General features: G+C 54.7%; 17 protein-coding genes. 10 read left to right on the forward strand and 7 right to left on the reverse strand.

Going from position 1 to position 16415, the window contains the following annotated elements; genetic code table 11:
- Positions 1-8 precede the first annotated feature (8 nt).
- A complete protein-coding gene (gene fabI / locus ACQY4Z_RS12035; RefSeq protein WP_428521583.1) occupies positions 9-821 on the forward strand; it encodes an enoyl-ACP reductase FabI in 813 nt (270 codons plus the stop codon).
- A gap of 70 nt (positions 822-891) precedes the next feature.
- On the opposite strand, the gene ACQY4Z_RS12040 is transcribed toward fabI, so the two are convergent.
- Positions 892-1380 carry an SH3 domain-containing protein gene (locus ACQY4Z_RS12040; protein ID WP_133952853.1) on the reverse strand — a complete coding sequence of 163 codons (489 nt, stop codon included), beginning with the start codon at positions 1378-1380 and terminating at the stop codon, positions 892-894.
- 294 nt (positions 1381-1674) lie between these two features.
- Between ACQY4Z_RS12040 and ACQY4Z_RS12045 the strand changes: the two genes are divergently transcribed.
- Positions 1675-2661 carry a 2-hydroxyacid dehydrogenase gene (locus ACQY4Z_RS12045; protein WP_209180624.1) on the forward strand — a complete coding sequence of 329 codons (987 nt, stop codon included), beginning with the start codon at positions 1675-1677 and terminating at the stop codon, positions 2659-2661.
- Between the two features lie 68 nt (positions 2662-2729).
- Here ACQY4Z_RS12045 and ACQY4Z_RS12050 read toward each other — a convergent pair whose 3' ends face one another.
- The 6 genes from ACQY4Z_RS12050 to ACQY4Z_RS12075 form a co-directional block, all read right to left on the reverse strand.
- Positions 2730-3050, reverse strand: a complete 321-nt coding sequence (locus tag ACQY4Z_RS12050; protein ID WP_428521585.1) for a hypothetical protein — start codon at positions 3048-3050, stop codon at positions 2730-2732.
- Positions 3051-3078: 28 nt separating this feature from the next.
- Entirely contained in the window at positions 3079-3798 is a 720-nt protein-coding gene (gene dnaQ / locus ACQY4Z_RS12055) for a DNA polymerase III subunit epsilon (protein ID WP_428521587.1), read from the reverse strand.
- A gap of 106 nt (positions 3799-3904) precedes the next feature.
- Positions 3905-4492 carry a dephospho-CoA kinase gene (coaE, locus tag ACQY4Z_RS12060; protein WP_428521589.1) on the reverse strand — a complete coding sequence of 196 codons (588 nt, stop codon included), beginning with the start codon at positions 4490-4492 and terminating at the stop codon, positions 3905-3907.
- A complete protein-coding gene (locus ACQY4Z_RS12065) occupies positions 4489-5337 on the reverse strand; it encodes a shikimate dehydrogenase (RefSeq protein WP_428521591.1) in 849 nt (282 codons plus the stop codon). The genes coaE and ACQY4Z_RS12065 overlap by 4 nt, the downstream gene beginning before the upstream one ends.
- Positions 5334-5927 (reverse strand): Maf-like protein, encoded by a 594-nt coding sequence (locus ACQY4Z_RS12070; RefSeq protein WP_428521593.1) that lies wholly within the window; start codon positions 5925-5927, stop codon positions 5334-5336. Before ACQY4Z_RS12070 ends, ACQY4Z_RS12065 begins: the two co-directional genes overlap by 4 nt.
- Before the next feature lie 28 nt (positions 5928-5955).
- Positions 5956-6741 (reverse strand): pyruvate, water dikinase regulatory protein, encoded by a 786-nt coding sequence (locus ACQY4Z_RS12075; protein ID WP_428529543.1) that lies wholly within the window; start codon positions 6739-6741, stop codon positions 5956-5958.
- 488 nt (positions 6742-7229) lie between these two features.
- Here ACQY4Z_RS12075 and hemE point away from each other — a divergent pair, with 488 nt between their 5' ends.
- The 8 genes from hemE to ACQY4Z_RS12115 all read left to right on the forward strand — a co-directional run bounded on the left by hemE (position 7230) and on the right by ACQY4Z_RS12115 (position 16407).
- Positions 7230-8258, forward strand: coding sequence for a uroporphyrinogen decarboxylase (gene hemE / locus ACQY4Z_RS12080; RefSeq protein ID WP_422020203.1), 1029 nt, complete (start codon positions 7230-7232; stop codon positions 8256-8258).
- Positions 8259-8261: 3 nt separating this feature from the next.
- Positions 8262-8690 carry a protoporphyrinogen oxidase HemJ gene (hemJ, locus tag ACQY4Z_RS12085; RefSeq protein ID WP_008195943.1) on the forward strand — a complete coding sequence of 143 codons (429 nt, stop codon included), beginning with the start codon at positions 8262-8264 and terminating at the stop codon, positions 8688-8690.
- Positions 8691-8986: 296 nt separating this feature from the next.
- Entirely contained in the window at positions 8987-10252 is a 1266-nt protein-coding gene (gene rho, locus ACQY4Z_RS12090) for a transcription termination factor Rho (protein ID WP_133952729.1), read from the forward strand.
- A gap of 116 nt (positions 10253-10368) precedes the next feature.
- Positions 10369-10941 carry a GNAT family N-acetyltransferase gene (locus tag ACQY4Z_RS12095; RefSeq protein ID WP_428521596.1) on the forward strand — a complete coding sequence of 191 codons (573 nt, stop codon included), beginning with the start codon at positions 10369-10371 and terminating at the stop codon, positions 10939-10941.
- Between the two features lie 437 nt (positions 10942-11378).
- Positions 11379-12728, forward strand: coding sequence for a tRNA uridine-5-carboxymethylaminomethyl(34) synthesis GTPase MnmE (mnmE, locus tag ACQY4Z_RS12100; protein WP_428521598.1), 1350 nt, complete (start codon positions 11379-11381; stop codon positions 12726-12728).
- Between the two features lie 295 nt (positions 12729-13023).
- Complete coding sequence (gene mnmG, locus ACQY4Z_RS12105; protein ID WP_428521600.1) at positions 13024-14907, forward strand: tRNA uridine-5-carboxymethylaminomethyl(34) synthesis enzyme MnmG; 1884 nt, start codon at positions 13024-13026, stop codon at positions 14905-14907.
- A gap of 71 nt (positions 14908-14978) precedes the next feature.
- Complete coding sequence (gene rsmG / locus ACQY4Z_RS12110) at positions 14979-15563, forward strand: 16S rRNA (guanine(527)-N(7))-methyltransferase RsmG (RefSeq protein ID WP_428529545.1); 585 nt, start codon at positions 14979-14981, stop codon at positions 15561-15563.
- 19 nt (positions 15564-15582) lie between these two features.
- Positions 15583-16407, forward strand: coding sequence for a ParA family protein (locus ACQY4Z_RS12115; RefSeq protein ID WP_133952734.1), 825 nt, complete (start codon positions 15583-15585; stop codon positions 16405-16407).
- Positions 16408-16415 lie beyond the last annotated feature (8 nt).

Genomic DNA, 16415 nt, shown 5'->3' on the forward strand with positions numbered 1-16415 from the left:
AGCGGTACATGTCTGATTTGATGAAGGGCAAACGCGGCCTGATCATGGGCGTTGCCAACGATCACTCCATTGCCTGGGGTATAGCCAAGACATTGGCTGAACATGGCGCAGAGCTCGCGTTCACCTATCAGGGTGAAGCTTTTGGCCGGCGCACAAAACCGCTTGCTGAAAGCGTTGGCTCCACATTGATGCTTCCGTGCGATGTGGAAGACATCGACAGCGTGGACGCCGTCTTTGCCAAGCTTAAGGAAGAATGGGGTTCCATAGACTTCCTGGTCCACGCGATCGGCTTTTCCGACAAGAACGAACTAAAGGGCAAATACGCTGACACCACCCGGGACAATTTCTCCCGGACCATGGTGATCTCCTGCTTCTCCTTCACCGAGATCACGAAACGCGCAGCAGACTTGATGCCAGATGGCGGGTCCATCGTTACCCTGACCTATGGCGGTGCTACAAAGGTGATGCCGAACTACAACGTTATGGGCGTAGCCAAGGCTGCTTTGGAATCTTCCGTTCGCTACCTTGCGGCCGACTACGGACCTCAGAACATCCGCGTCAATGCCATTTCTGCCGGTCCTGTCCGGACCCTGGCAGGCTCTGGTGTGTCCGATGCCCGCCTGATGTTCAATTTCCAGAAGCGCAATTCTCCGCTGCAGCGGACTGTGTCTCTCGACGAAATCGGCGGCACAGGTCTCTACCTTCTGTCGGATCTTTCCGGGGGTGTAACCGGTGAAGTCCACTTCGTCGACAGCGGCTACAACATCATGTCAATGCCGCGTCTGGACGAGCTGAAAGTTCAGGAAAGCCGCGCTGACTGATTCGCGCTCCATCCAAAACAACAAAAGGCGGCCGATTGGCCGCCTTTTTTCTTACCAGATTGACGCTGACTTAATCCTCGATAAGTTCATCCGGATAAACACCAAACAGGCGGGTTTGATCGAGCCAGCCGTTGAACTCTTCACCGCTCACGCGGCACCAGCCTCCGGCACATTCTCCGACAGCGGCCAGAACAAACGGTTCCAGTTCGGCAACGATGTCTGCATCAGACTGTGAGCGGGCACGCAGCGGTGTCCGGTTGTCCTTCTCCCATGGTGTCACGAGAGCCGTCCGTCGTCCGGAAAGCAAAGAGTGGAACACCCAGCCCTGTTTGCCTTCCCAGTCGCGGATGCGCCGCCAGTTTTCAAATTCCTGAATGATTTCCACCGGCAGACCGGACTGAACGAAAGTCCACGCGATGTCATGTTCCCGGGACGGGCCGAGGCGGACATTCACCCGGTCAGACTTCAAACTGACAAAGCGGGGAACGGGCAATCCGGTTGCGCCTGTGGTTGTGCCTTGAGCAAAGGCAGGCGGCGCCACTGACGTGCCACCGGTCATCACCCCGAGAGTAAGCAGGAAAAACGCAATCGCGATCGAACGGGCCATATTGTCGGTAAGTCCAATTGTTATCGAACGGTTGTTTAAGGCACACCACTACAGAAAAGTGGACGCGAAAACCAGTAGGCCGGAATCAGCTTATCTGTTTGGCTGAGGAATGCACCCAATCCCTTGTTTCTGACGGATCATCTGGTAAGGAAAAGGGAGTGGTGTCATCCGCTTGCGCTCCGCGTAGCGTCAAGGTGAATCCGTTGGGGTTAAGGATTCCTCAACGAAGCCCGAAAGGCAGTTAGTATGGCGAAAAAGAAGCCTGTCGTCGTTGTGACCCGGAAACTTCCGGATGTGGTCGAAACCCGGATGCGCGAATTGTTTGAAACGCGCCTCAATGAAAGTGACAGGCCCTTTAGCCAGGCAGAACTTGTGGAAGCCGTGCGGACCGCCGATGTTTTGGTGCCGACGGTCACCGACCGGATCGACTCCTCCGTCCTGTCCCAGGCCGGCGAAAACCTCAAACTGATCGCCAACTTCGGTAATGGTGTCGACAACATCGACGTGGTCACGGCCAACAACCGCGGCATCAATGTCACCAACACGCCGGGTGTTCTGACCGAAGATACGGCCGACATGACGATGGCGTTGATGCTCGCCGTGCCGCGCCGTCTGTCAGCCGGGATTCACGCGCTGGAAAGCGGCGACTGGGCCGGTTGGTCGCCAACCTGGATGCTGGGCCACCGGATCTGGGGCAAACGCCTTGGAATCATCGGCATGGGCCGGATCGGTCAGGCTGTTGCCCGCCGCGCCAAGGCCTTCGGCATGTCCATCCATTATCACAACCGCCGCCGTGTTCCGGCAGCTGTTGAGGAAGAGCTTGAGGCAACCTACTGGGAGAGCCTCGATCAGATGTTGGCGCGCATGGATGTCGTTTCGGTTCACTGCCCGCACACACCCGGCACGTTCCACTTGCTCTCCGCCCGTCGCCTAAAGCTTTTGAAAAAAGACGCTTATGTGGTGAACACGGCACGTGGTGAGGTGATCGATGAAAACGCCCTGATCCGGATGCTGGAAGCAGGCGAGCTGGCGGGTGCAGGCCTCGATGTGTTCGAACACGAACCTGCGGTCAATCCGAAGCTCATCAAGCTCGATAACGTAGTCCTCTTGCCGCACATGGGCTCGGCCACGATCGAAGGCCGGATCGAAATGGGCGAGAAAGTCATCATCAACATCAAGACGTTCATGGATGGGCACCGCCCGCCGGATCGCGTTCTACCGTCGATGCTCTGAAGTCTTTGATTATATTATGATAAACCCCGGCCCAGCGCCGGGGTTTTTATTACAAAATCAAGGATACGTCAAATGCATGTGCCGTCCCCGGAATCATTGTACCAAGTGATATTCGGAGATGGTTTTTCATTTGCACGGAAATAGTCGAGTGCATCCAGTACTTGCTGACGCGAAACGGCCCATGACGCCGGATACCAATCTTGTTGACCGTTGGCCAATGTGTATCCGATCTCAGTATCGAGATCTCCGGTGTAATCGGGGTTTCTAGAACAAAATCCGATATCGCCGTTGTATCGGAGGTACATGAGCCAACCAACGGAACCATTAATCAGCGCGCAGATCGAGTTCCCGCCCGCGCCATACAACCAAACTTCTTGATGCTGCCCCACTTCGGCTCCCATTCACGACAGTAATGGCTCATCCGCCGTATCTCTTCCAGAGCGCGCCATCGCCCATGCCGTCCACAAAGGCCTTGTGAGCGGTGAATTCGTCGTCTCTCAAAAGAGCCGACAAAGGCACCGAACGGGGGCGAGCGTTGAAGGAGCCGAGTTCTCCAGGCTCTGATCCTGCGTCTCCAGACCCTCCAAGGCTATCTTCTTCATCCGGGTCCAGGATCAGCGCGCGCTGTTTGCCGCCGATCATCTCCAGATAGACTTCGGCTAGGATCTCCGCATCGAGCAACGCGCCGTGTTTGACACGTTTGGAATTGTCTATGCCGTACCTTGAGCAAAGCGCATCGAGCGAGTTCGGGCCAGTAGGGTGCTTCCGGCGGGCGATTTCGAGCGTATCGATCACCTGCGTGTTCGGGATGGTGCGCCGGCCAACCTTCTCGAGCTCGAAATTGATGAAGCCCATGTCAAAGGCCGCGTTGTGGATCACAAGCGTTGCATCGCCGACAAATTCCAGAAATTCATCTGCGACCTGCTCAAAGAGAGGTTTGTCGGACAAAAACTCTGCCGACAGCCCGTGAACCCGAAAGGCTTCCTCCGGCATGTCGCGCTGCGGATTGATATAGACGTGATAGGAGTTTCCCGTGGGAACGTGATTGATCAGTTCCACACCGCCAATTTCGACCAAACGGTCTCCGCCGCGCGGATTAAGACCTGTGGTTTCCGTATCGAATGAGATTTCCCGCATGGTACCGCCTGTTTTCCGCCTGTTCCATCTGCGCAAGCAGGTGGCCCTGACGCAAGACCAGCGTCAGGTTTTCCCCGGTCTTCAGCAGGAAAAGCAGTGCATACCGTCAGCCTATTGCGGCCGAGGCTTTCAACACAGCGGCGACCGACCGGCGTGCAGCGTCCATTCCCAACCCCGTATCAATGAGAAAATGCGCGCGCTTGCGCTTTTCAGCATCAGGCATTTGTTTTGAAAGGATCGCCTCGAATCGGTCTTCGGTCATCCCCGGCCGGGCTAGGACACGCTTTCTTTGAACATCTGCATCCGCCGTTACGACCACGACACCCTCGACCCGGTTGTCGCCACCGGTTTCAAACAACAGCGGAATGTCCAGCACCACCACCCGGTGGCGGTTGGCTTTAGCTTTTTCAAGAAACGCCAGTTCTTCTTCGCGCACCAAGGGGTGTACGATGGCTTCCAATCTCTTCATCGCTGCCGGTTTTCCAAGCACATGCGGGGACAGCAGGGTTCGATCGACGGTTCCGTCAACTACGGTTCCAGGAAAAGCCGCTTCGATGAGCGGTGCCGCGCGGCCCGAATAGAGCGCGTGCACTGTCGCGTCTGAATCGTGGACGGGCACGCCCAGTTCGGCAAACATCTTGGCGGTGGTCGATTTTCCCATGCCAATGGAACCGGTCAATCCAAGCTTGATCACGGTGTCACCCCGAGGTCCGCCAAAACCAGATCGCGCAATTCCTTATCGACCTCGGGCCGGACGCCAAACCAGCGCTCAAATCCGGGCACAGCCTGGTGAAGCAGCATGCCCAGGCCATCAACCGTTTTGTTGCCGCGTTTTTTGGCTTGTTTGAGGAGGTCGGTTTCCAGAGGTGCGTAGACGATATCGGTGACAAGCGCGGACACAGGCAATGGATCAAGATCAATTTCCAACGGTGCTTTACCCGTCATGCCAAGCGCCGTCGTGTTCACCAGGAGATCCGCTTCTCCAAGAAGTGTCCCTAACTTATCCCAAGCATGCGCCTTCGTTTTAGACCCAAATTGATCCTCAAGAGCCCTTGCTTTTTCGAAGGTTCGATTAACGATATGCACCGCTGTGAATCCACGAGAGAGCAAAGCCCATATGATGGCCCGCGCCGCGCCGCCGGCACCCAGAACAACAGCCGTTCCGCCAGATGCATCCCAACCGGGCGCCAATTGATCCAGATTTCCCAAAAAGCCAAGCCCGTCGGTGTTTGCGCCACACAAAGCCCCGCTCTCATCCAACCAAAGCGTGTTGGCAGCGCCCATGGCTTTGGCCGCATCATCCAGATGAGCGCAGGCTACAGCGGCAACCTCCTTGTGCGGTACGGTCACGTTCGCGCCGATCAATCCGGAGGCGGCAAAATCCTTGTAAAAGGCATCTGCTGTTTCCGGTGTGACCGGCAGCCGGCCATACTCTCCATCAAGACCGTGTTTCCTGAGCCAATATCCATGCACGAGCGGAGACCGGGATTGATCGACCGGATAACCCGTGATCGCGGCTTTTCTAATGCTTCCACTCATGCCTCGATCACTCCGAGTTCCCGCAGCTGCGCCAATAGCGGCAGCATCGGCAAACCGAGGATAGTGAAATAGTCACCATCAATCTTTTCAAAGAGTTGGAGACCCAACCCTTCCAGCTGATAGGCGCCGACACTCGACAAAACGTCGTCGCCCGCCTCAGCCAAATAGTGGCCGACAAATGCTGGCGACAAGGTCCGCATGGTCAAGCGGGCCGTTGAGACATGGCGCCAAATCGCTTCACCATCCTTGGAAATCACGACAGCCGACAGGAGTTCATGGGTTTTTCCAGAAAATGACAGCAACTGCCGGCGGGCCGCTTCCATATCGTCCGGTTTGGTCCGGCGCTCACCTTCAAACGCAAGGATCTGGTCCGCACCGATCACAAGATCACCCGAGCGGCGCGCACTGACGTCGTTTGCTTTTGCTTCCGCCAGAACACTGGCCAAATCTTCCGGTGGGAACCCGGCTTCCAGGAGCGGAGCCTCCACGGCGCGTTCGTCCACACTTGCTGGATCGACATCAATTGTCAGACCCGCATTTCTCATCAGTTCAGCGCGGATCTTGCTGCCGCTTGCCAAAACCAGTGCCATGATATCCTCTTGAAATGAAAAGTCCGGATTACTCCGATACTCCGTTTTCACGTGCTGTCTTGTAATCTTTGAACAAAGTCAGAATTTCCGCAGCCGTTTCTTCAATCGACCGGCGCGTCACGTCTATTAGCGGCCAATTGTGTTCCGAACACAGACGCCGGGTCATGTTGATCTCCCGGGAAATCTCCTTCCGGTCAACATACTGATCGTTATAACCCTCTGAATTTAATGATAAAACTCTGTTCCGGCGGATCTGTTGGATCCGTTCTGCGGAAGCGATCAATCCCACCACCATCGGGTTCTTCAAGGACTTGACGCTTTCGGGGAGCGGAATGTCCGGAACCAGCGGCACATTCGCCGCCTTGATGCCGCGGTTCGCCAGATAAATGCATGTCGGTGTTTTTGAGGTTCTTGAAATCCCAAGCAACACGATATCAGCGGACTCCAGATCGTCCCAAATCTGCCCGTCGTCATGCATCATGGTGTAGTTCAGCGCTTCCATCCGACTGAAATACTCGGCATCCATTTCATGCTGACCACCGATGCGGTGGGTTTGCGTGACATTCAAGTAGGACTGAAAGACCGCGAAGACCGGGTCCAGAATATTGACGAAGGGCGTTCCCAATTCACGGCATTTTTGTTCCAGCCTCTGAGCAATTTCCTCGTCCACCAATGTGTAGAGGACAATTCCAGGCGCTTTTTCAATTTCACTAATCACCCGGTCGAGCTGTTTGTGGGAGCGCACCAACGGGTAAACATGCTCAATCTCCTGAACATTTTCGTACTGAACCGTCGCGGCACGCGCGACCGTCATAAGAGTTTCGCCAGTGGAGTCCGAGACAAGATGCAGATGAAAGTAGTGTCTCGGATTATTCACGGTGTCATCCCCAGGGGTGTTGATGAGTTGGGAGTTGCTGTCATTGCTCTCTGCCTAGCACGGATTTATGCCCGCTCCGCCGATTTTATTAACAATGTCTAAACGCAGGGAAACTGAAACCGGAATGGTTGTGAGGTTTTGTGGATCAACATGAGGCCTGTGACATTTCGACAGGCTATCCACCAACGCCCAAATTCTTAACGAAAGGTAAACACTTTTCTAAATCGCTGTAATTGCCCGCGAAATTTTGTTATCGACTCCTGGGGAGGAGTTAACGCGTGTTTGCTGCTGGATTTTTCCCTAAACAGTTATTGGAGTGACGGATTGTGGATGAAAAAGGATCCCGGTAATCCACGCTCTAATATAAAAAACAGATTCAAATATAGAATCTTATTAGATTTGAAATGTGGGAAAGGCGCGACCGTATGAAGTCCAAAGACAGAGCCGTAATGCGGGTTCTCTCCGGAGAAAAGATCTGGCCACCTCCCATTTGGATGATGCGTCAAGCTGGCCGTTATCTCCCTGAGTATCGGGAAGTCAGAGCCAAAGCGAAAAACTTTCTCGACTTCTGCTATTCCCCGGATCTCGCAACCGAGGTCACTCTCCAACCGATCCGCCGCTATGGCTTTGATGCGAGTATTTTGTTCTCGGACATCTTCGTCGTGCCGGACGCCATCGGATATCCAGTGAGGTTTGAAGAAGGACGGGGACCAGTTCTGGAACCTCTATCATCAGAACTGATCGACCGTCTCGAACAGGACAAGGCCGAGGATCATCTCAAACCGGTCATAGAAACGGTTTCGCGCCTCAGAGCGGGTCTGCCTGAAGAAACGACGTTGCTCGGCTTCTGTGGCGCTCCCTGGACAGTTGCCTGTTATTCGGTTGCCGGTCACACGACACAGGATCAGGTGGCTGCCCGTGTTGGTGCTTACAAAGATCCGGATTTGATGCAGCGATTTATCGACGAGCTTATCACTGCGTCGATTGCCTATCTGATCCGCCAATTGGATGCAGGCGCTGATGCGCTTCAGATTTTTGACACCTGGGCTGGTGTTCTGGATGATGCCGGGTTTCAGCGGTGGAGTATTGAACCGACGCGCAAGATTGTCGACGGTGTGAAAGCAGCCCGGCCGGATGCCAAGATTATCGGTTTCCCGAAAGCCTCATCCGCTCGTATGGACGCCTACATCAAAGGAACGGGTGTGGATGCGGTTGGCTTCGATTGGACTGCGCCCGACCATTTGGCATTGGAGATCCAGAAACAGGTTCCAATCCAGGGCAATCTGGATCCGATGCGCCTGGTCGCCGGCGGCAAGGCATTGGAAGACGGTGTTCAGCACATCCTGAAGACGTTCGATAAAGGACCGTTTATCTTCAATCTCGGCCACGGTGTGACGCCGGACGCGGATCCGGACAACGTTGCGCGGATGGTTGAGATGGTGAAACAGGGATAATCGATGGATCTTTATCTCTGGGTGAAGTCCCTTCACGTAATTTCCATCATCGCGTGGATGGCGGGTTTGCTCTACCTGCCACGGCTGTTTGTTTACCACGTGGACGCAGAGGTTGGCTCCGTCCAATCTGAAACGTTCAAGGTGATGGAAAGGCGGCTGCTGAAAGCCATCATGACACCGGCCATGATTGCATCATGGGTGTTTGGTCTTTGGACAGCTTATGAATTGAATGCCTGGAGTGACGGCTGGTTTCACGCCAAGCTTCTCCTTGTGTTCATCATGTCCGGGTTTCACGGGCACCTGTCCAAATGCGTGAAGGCGTTTGCCGCGGATCAGAATACCCGGTCCACACGCTATTTCCGGATGATCAATGAGATACCGACGGTGATCATGATCATCGTTGTCATTTTGGTGATTGTGAAACCGTTCTGATTTCCAATTGAAAACTGACGTTAAGATAGGCGGCGTTCGAAAGGATGGCCGCCTTTTTTTGGTGCAACGCAACAATGCCCAAAGAACCGGCAGAATTCCCGTCTTGCGCTCGCCGACAAAACAACGTATCTTCCATCCACTTCGATTTGGTGACGCTGCGTAGCTTAACATCCCGCGTTCACCGGCAATCTGGACACAGTTAGACGTCTTTCAGATTTTTCCGGCCCTCCCATCTTCCTGGGTCCGGAACGACCTTCCAAACCAATATCCATATCAACGTTAAGACCCCAAACTCGATGCGGGAAATGAAACTCAAAGACCTAAAAGAAAAAACACCGACCGAGCTCCTGCAAAAAGCGGAAGAGCTTGAAGTCGAAAACGCCAGCACCATGCGCAAGCAGGAGCTGATGTTCGCAATCCTGAAGAACCTTGCTGCTCAAGACGTAGAGATCATCGGCGAAGGTGTTGTTGAAGTCCTGCAGGATGGTTTTGGCTTCCTGCGGTCGCCAGACGCCAACTACCTGCCAGGTCCGGACGACATCTATGTGTCTCCGTCTCAGATCCGGCGGTTCTCACTGCGGACAGGGGACACTGTCGAAGGCCAGATCCGGAGCCCGAAAGAGGGCGAACGGTATTTTGCGCTTTTGAAAGTCAACACGATCAATTTTGAAGACCCGGACAAGGCCCGGCACAAGGTTCACTTTGACAACCTGACGCCGCTCTATCCGGACGAAAAGTTCAAGATGGAAATCGAAGATCCGACGATTAAGGATCTGTCCTCCAGGGTCATCGATCTGGTTGCTCCGCTTGGCAAAGGCCAGCGTGCCTTGATCACGGCGCCGCCGCGGACCGGTAAGACCGTCTTCCTTCAGAACATTGCAAAGTCCATCACCAACAATCATCCGGAATGCTACTTGATCGTTCTTTTGATCGATGAGCGCCCGGAAGAAGTGACGGACATGCAACGGACGGTCGACGGTGAAGTGGTCTCGTCCACATTCGACGAACCGGCCTCCCGCCACGTTCAGGTCGCCGAGATGGTGATCGAGAAGGCAAAGCGCCTCACTGAGCATGGCCGTGACGTTGTTATCCTGCTGGATTCCATCACCCGCCTTGGCCGCGCCTATAATACGGTCGTGCCGTCTTCCGGTAAGGTTCTTACCGGTGGTGTCGATGCGAATGCGCTTCAGCGTCCGAAACGCTTCTTTGGTGCGGCTCGTAACATTGAAGAGGGTGGCTCCCTCACTATCATCGCAACGGCGCTGATCGATACCGGCAGCCGGATGGATGAAGTTATCTTCGAAGAGTTCAAGGGCACGGGTAACTCCGAAATCATCCTGGATCGGAAAATCTCCGACAAGCGTGTTTATCCGGCGATCGACATTCAACGGTCCGGTACGCGTAAGGAGGAATTGCTGGTTCCGCCGGAGCGTCTCAAAAAGACATTCGTTCTGCGCCGGATCCTCAATCCGATGGGGACAGTGGATGCGGTCGAATTCCTGCTCGACAAGCTCAAGCAAACAAAGTCGAACGACGACTTCTTCGACAGCATGAACACCTGATCGTTTCATCTCACGATCGTTGTTATCGGTGTAGGCGTGATCCAAATAGGGTCACGCCTTTACCTTTTGTTAAGACATGTTTCACGTGAATCCAGGTTTAGATTCGGACCCGTTTTATGACCCAAAACTTTCTCTTGGAAACAGAGCGGCTGATCTGCCGTAACTGGCAAGATGCCGATCTTGAACGGTTTGCCCAGATGTGCGCTGACCCAGAGGTCATGCGGTATTTTCCTGAGCCGCTCACCTTTGATCAAACCGCCGCTTTGATTGATAGGGCCAAGGCAAAGCAAGAACAGGATGGTTTTTGTTTTGTGCCGGTGGAAACCAAGGACACATATGAGTTTCTTGGGTTCGTTGGGTTGAGTATTCCTGCATACGCCAAGCCGCTTCCGTTTGGTCCATGCGTTGAAGTTGGCTGGCGGTTGAAGCGGTCAGCCTGGGGGAAGGGTTATGCGAGTGAAGCTGCAACAGCTTGGATACGATTCGGTTTTGAAACTATCGGTCTTGAGGAAATTGTCTCCTTCACAGCAGACACCAACACACCGTCTCAAAAGGTCATGACACGGATTGGTATGAGCCGGGATCCGGCGGATGACTTTCTTCATCCCATGCTTCCAGAAACTCATGCGCTTGCACCACATGTTCTGTATCGGCTGGACCGCAAGACTTGGGCTAGTCGTCAGATGTGATCAACGCAGCTCAGCTAAAAACTGGGTTTAGAGATTCACGTGAAACACCAATCCTTAATGTGGGGCGGTTTTTGGACACCGGATACCGGGATTAGCGATCCGAAAACTGTTTCACGTGAATCCGAATTGAATCGGGTACGGATTGTTTTTGCCGCCCAAGCTCCGCAATAGCGAGGACGGCGGTAAGAGCTTCATAATCTACGTACTCAGTTGCCGATCTTACTGACAGGCAATGCCGCTTGATTCACGTGAAACAGATATACCTATCCGTTATTCAAGGCGCCCAATTTGATTCGGCTGTGCAACGTCTCTTGGTCTAAAAACCGGAGATTTGATCTGGGCAGTGTTCCGACCATGGACCAGTGTCGCCAGCATCTTTCGAACATCCGTGCTTCTTGATAAAGAGGCAACTGGAAAGATCTCAAACGGAAAGTTACATGGCTGACACGATTTACGCGTTGTCGAGTGGTGCAGTGCCTTCTGGGGTCGCTGTTATCCGCGTCTCTGGTCCTGAAGTCAGAACGGTTACAGAGGCGCTTTGCGGCAAGACACCCGCGCCACGAAAAACCATGCTTTCTAAGCTTCGTGATCCGGCTTCCCTAGAAACTATTGATGAGGCTCTGGTCCTTTTCTTTGAAGGGCCTGCAAGTTTCACCGGTGAAGATGTTGTCGAGTTTCAGTGCCACGGTGGCCGGGCCGTTGTCGCAGCGATGCTTCGGATATTGAGCGAATTTCCAAACTGCCGCCCTGCCGAACCTGGTGAATTTACCCGCCGGGCCTTTGACCGGGGCCGGATGGACCTGACCGAGGTGGAGGGTCTCGCGGACCTGATTGCCGCTGAAACCGAAAGCCAGCGCAAACAGGCTGTCCGTCAAATGGGTGGCGCCCTCGGATCGCTCTATGAAGACTGGCGCAAGCGGCTCATACACATGCGGGCGATGATCGAAGCGGATTTCGATTTCGCCGATGAAGAAGATGTTCCCGGCAGCGTCGCTGATGAAGTCTGGAAGGAGGCTGCTGCGCTTCGAAAAGAAGTTGCCGATCACCTGGAAAGATCCCGGAGCGGCGAGCGTCTGCGGTCGGGTCTGCAAGTGGTTTTGATGGGGGCTCCCAATGCCGGTAAGTCGAGCTTGCTCAATGCAATCGCGGGCCGGGACGTTGCCATTGTGACTGAGGAAGCAGGAACGACTCGGGATGTGATCGAGGTGCATCTTGATCTCCGAGGTTATCCGGTCACTCTTGTCGACACTGCAGGTCTTCGGGAAACGGATGGTATTGTTGAGCGGGAAGGCATTCGCCGCGCGGAAGAGCGTGGAAGGCAGGCGGACCTCATTCTTTGGGCTGTTGAGCCAGGTGGCGTAGAAGCGGGGCATTCCCAAGCAGGTCTGCCAGAGGATGTCACCACTCAGGTTCCTGTCTGGACGGTGCGGACAAAGTCAGATCTTGAGACTCTTCCGGAACAAGACTCTTCCGGAACAACCAAGGAAATTCCTGCATCGAGTAAGTCTGATGAAGGGATGAAGGGCCTGTTTGATGCGCTGACACGTTTTGCGGAGGAAACGATTTCTGTCGGCGAGGCACCCCTGGCGACACGGGCAAGGCATCGACACTATTTGAACGATTGTCTGTCTGGCCTGGGTCAAGCCGTCTCGTCAGATCATTTGCCGACGGAGCTCCGGGCGGAAGATCTACGCCGGGCAGCAGACAGCCTCGGACGGATCACCGGCCGGATTGATGTCGAGGATCTTCTCGATGTGATCTTTCGGGATTTTTGTATCGGGAAGTAGGTTGTTTCACGTGAATCAATCCAGGGAAAGACAGGATCGATTCAGAACCGGAATGTGTTTCACGTGAATCATGTCCGCTTTTTTGAAGCGTGGAGCGACCCTAGCTTCAGCATGGCTGTCTCCCAGTCTCGAAATCTCTTTTGACCTAAGGGGCAGGTCCGGCGTATAAAGGCGGCAACAAGACCGGCTTTTGCCGTGTCTGACGCTCCGGCTCAGATCCGGATATGATCCCGAAATCAGAATGTGAATGGCCGGGCGCACGGCAAGAAGAGCGACCCGGGCAAGCGGTGAGACTATGAACGATCAGGTTCTATCGTTTGATGTTGTGGTAATTGGCGGTGGCCATGCTGGCTGCGAAGCGGCAGCTGCATCTGCGCGCATGGGCGCTAGGACTGCGCTCGTGACGCACAAGTTCGAGACTATTGGCGTGATGTCCTGTAACCCGGCGATCGGCGGATTGGGGAAGGGGCATCTCGTTCGTGAGATCGATGCGCTTGACGGTCTTATGGGTCGGGTCGCCGATCAGGGCGGTATCCAATTCCGAATGCTCAACCGGCGGAAGGGTCCCGCCGTCCGTGGGCCGAGGGCGCAGGCAGACCGGAAGCTATACCGGGAAGCCATGCAGCGTGAGATCGCCGCTATCGAAAACCTCACCGTTGTCGAGGGAGAAGCAGACCAGCTTCGGTTCTCTGGCGCTGATGCGGGATCTGTGACAGGCATCGTTCTTGGGTCTGGTCAGGTGATTGACTGCGGCGCAGTGGTTTTGACAAGCGGAACTTTCCTGCGCGGGTTGATCCATATCGGGGACAGAAAGATCCCGGCCGGGCGGTCTGGTGAGGCGCCTGCAATGGGGTTGTCTCAGTCGCTGGAACAGATTGGTTTTGACCTTGGTCGTTTGAAAACGGGCACGCCTGCGCGGTTGGATGGACGGACCATCCATTGGGACCGGCTGGAAGAGCAGCCGGGCGATGAAGAACCGATCCCGTTCTCAACGCTGACGGACAAGATTTCGATCCCACAGATCCCGTGTCATATCACGCGGACGACGCCGGAAACACATCAGATAATCCGCGACAATCTTGATCGCTCTGCAATGTATTCCGGTGAGATCAAGGGCCGCGGACCACGTTACTGCCCATCCATTGAGGACAAGATTGTTCGCTTTGGCGACCGGGATGGGCACCAGATTTTCCTGGAGCCCGAGGGTCTTGATGACCACACGGTTTATCCAAACGGGATTTCCACCTCGCTGCCGGAAGATGCGCAGATCGCGTTCTTGCGGACAATCCCAGGATTGGAGAATGTTGAAGTCATTCAGCCGGGATATGCCATCGAGTACGATCACGTCGACCCACGGGAATTGCGGGCAACCCTGGAAGCCAAGCGTTGTGCGGGGCTTTACCTCGCAGGTCAGATCAACGGAACGACCGGCTATGAAGAGGCAGGTGCCCAGGGTCTTGTGGCGGGTTTAAATGCCGCGTTGAAGGTCGCGGACAAGGCGCCGTTTATCGTGGACCGATCCCAAGGCTATATCGGCGTTATGATCGATGATCTCATCACCCGGGGAATTACAGAACCCTATCGCATGTTTACCTCACGGGCGGAGTACAGGCTGTCGCTCAGAGCAGACAATGCGGATCAACGTTTGACGCCTCTTGGAATTGAGATCGGTTGTGTGTCCTATGAGCGCCGTTCTGCCTATGAAGCGAAGATGGAGAAGATCTCGGCTGCGCGCGATTTGTTGCAGAACCTGACCGTAACTCCGAACGAAGCGACAAAGAAGGGTTTGCCTGTCAATCAGGATGGTGTCCGCCGCTCTGCCTTCGATCTCCTGTCGTATCCGAATGTCACGTTTGAAGGGCTTCAACTGGTGTGGCCGGAGCTTGGTCAAATTGATGCTGCAATTGTTGAGCAGGTGACAACAGATGCTCTTTATGCCGTTTACCTGGAACGGCAGACGGCTGACATCGAAGCTCTGAAGCGCGATGAAGCTTTGGGAATCCCAGATAGTTTCGATTACGAAGCGATTGTCGGGTTGTCCAATGAAGTCAAACAAAAGCTCGCGGACATTCGTCCCGCCACCTTGGGGCAGGCGTCGCGCATGGACGGAATGACCCCGGCTGCGCTGACGTTGATCCTTTCTCATTTGAAACGCCAGTCTCAGCGAGGGGCTGCCTGATGGGGCGCCCCGTAGTGTTGAACAGATCTGGAGAGGTTGTGCATAAGTTTGGGGATGTTTCACGTGAAACGTTGGATCGTCTCCAGATTTACGTGGACCTGGTTTTGAAGTGGCAACCCGCACAAAACCTTATCGCGCCTTCTACAATTCCGGACATTTGGACCCGCCATGTAGCAGATAGCTTGCAGACCCAGTGGAGTTATCCAGAGGCGAAGGTCTGGGTCGATATTGGAAGTGGGGGTGGGTTCCTAGGCGTTGTGACGGCGATCCTTCTGGCAGATGTGCCGGATGCTCATGTCCACATGATCGAGAGCAATCAGCGCAAGGCCGCGTTCCTTCGGACGGCTTTGAGGGAGACCGGATCGAAAGGGACTGTCCATGCGGGCCGGATCGAATCGGTTGCGGAAGGATGGACCCATGGCCCGGTGGATGCCGTTTCGGCGCGTGCCTTAGCCTCTTTGAACCTGCTTTTTGATCTTGCGGAGCCGTTTACCGCGCAAGGTGCAAAGGCTGTTTTCCACAAAGGTCAGGATTTTCGGCGCGAACTTGATGAAGTGTCTGACTCTTGGCAGTTCGATCTGGTAGAAAAGAAAAGTGTTGTTGATCCTTTGAGCCGGATGCTCCTTTTTTCAAACATTTCAGCCCGGTCAGAGTAACCAGGAAGGTGTGGTGGTAATGAACATGCTTCCCGAAATGCCGCGTGTGCTTGCGCTCGCAAACCAGAAGGGCGGGGTTGGGAAAACCACCACGGCCATCAATCTTGGTACCGCGCTTGCCGCAATCGGGGAGAAAGTCCTCGTTATCGATCTTGATCCGCAGGGCAACGCTTCGACGGGTCTTGGGATCGAGCACCGGGACCGTGGTCTGTCGACCTATGAAATCCTGAGCGGCGACTGCTCGATGGACGAAGCGATCCGTGAAACGGCGGTTCAACGCTTGTGGGTGGCCCCGTCCACCATGGACCTTCTTGGCCTCGAGCTCGAAATTGCGTCGACCAGCGACCGTGCTTTCCGTCTGCGCAATGCGATCGAAAACCTGACGCATTCCCGGCTCTTTAAGGAAATCGGCTTTACCTATGTCCTCGTAGATTGCCCGCCGTCCTTGAACCTGCTGACGATCAATGCACTGTCTGCAAGCCATTCGATCCTGGTTCCGCTGCAGTGTGAGTTCTTTGCGCTCGAAGGTCTGAGCCAGTTGCTGAGCACGGTCGAGCAGGTGAAATCAGCTTTGAACCCGGAGCTCAGCATTCACGGCATCGTTCTGACCATGTATGACAGCCGGAACAATCTCTCCAGTCAGGTCGTTGCGGATGTGCGCGAAACGATGGGCGATGCCGTGTATGACACGATCATTCCGCGCAACGTAAGGATCTCCGAAGCGCCGTCCTACGGCAAACCGGCACTGCTCTATGATCTGAAATGTGCCGGAAGCCAGGCGTATCTCCGCCTTGCTTCTGAAATCATTCAGCGGGAACGGCAGCTGCGCAGCGTTGCGGCCTAAGAACCGCT

This window comes from Roseibium sp. (assembly GCF_965276855.1).
Lineage (GTDB): Bacteria > Pseudomonadota > Alphaproteobacteria > Rhizobiales > Stappiaceae > Roseibium.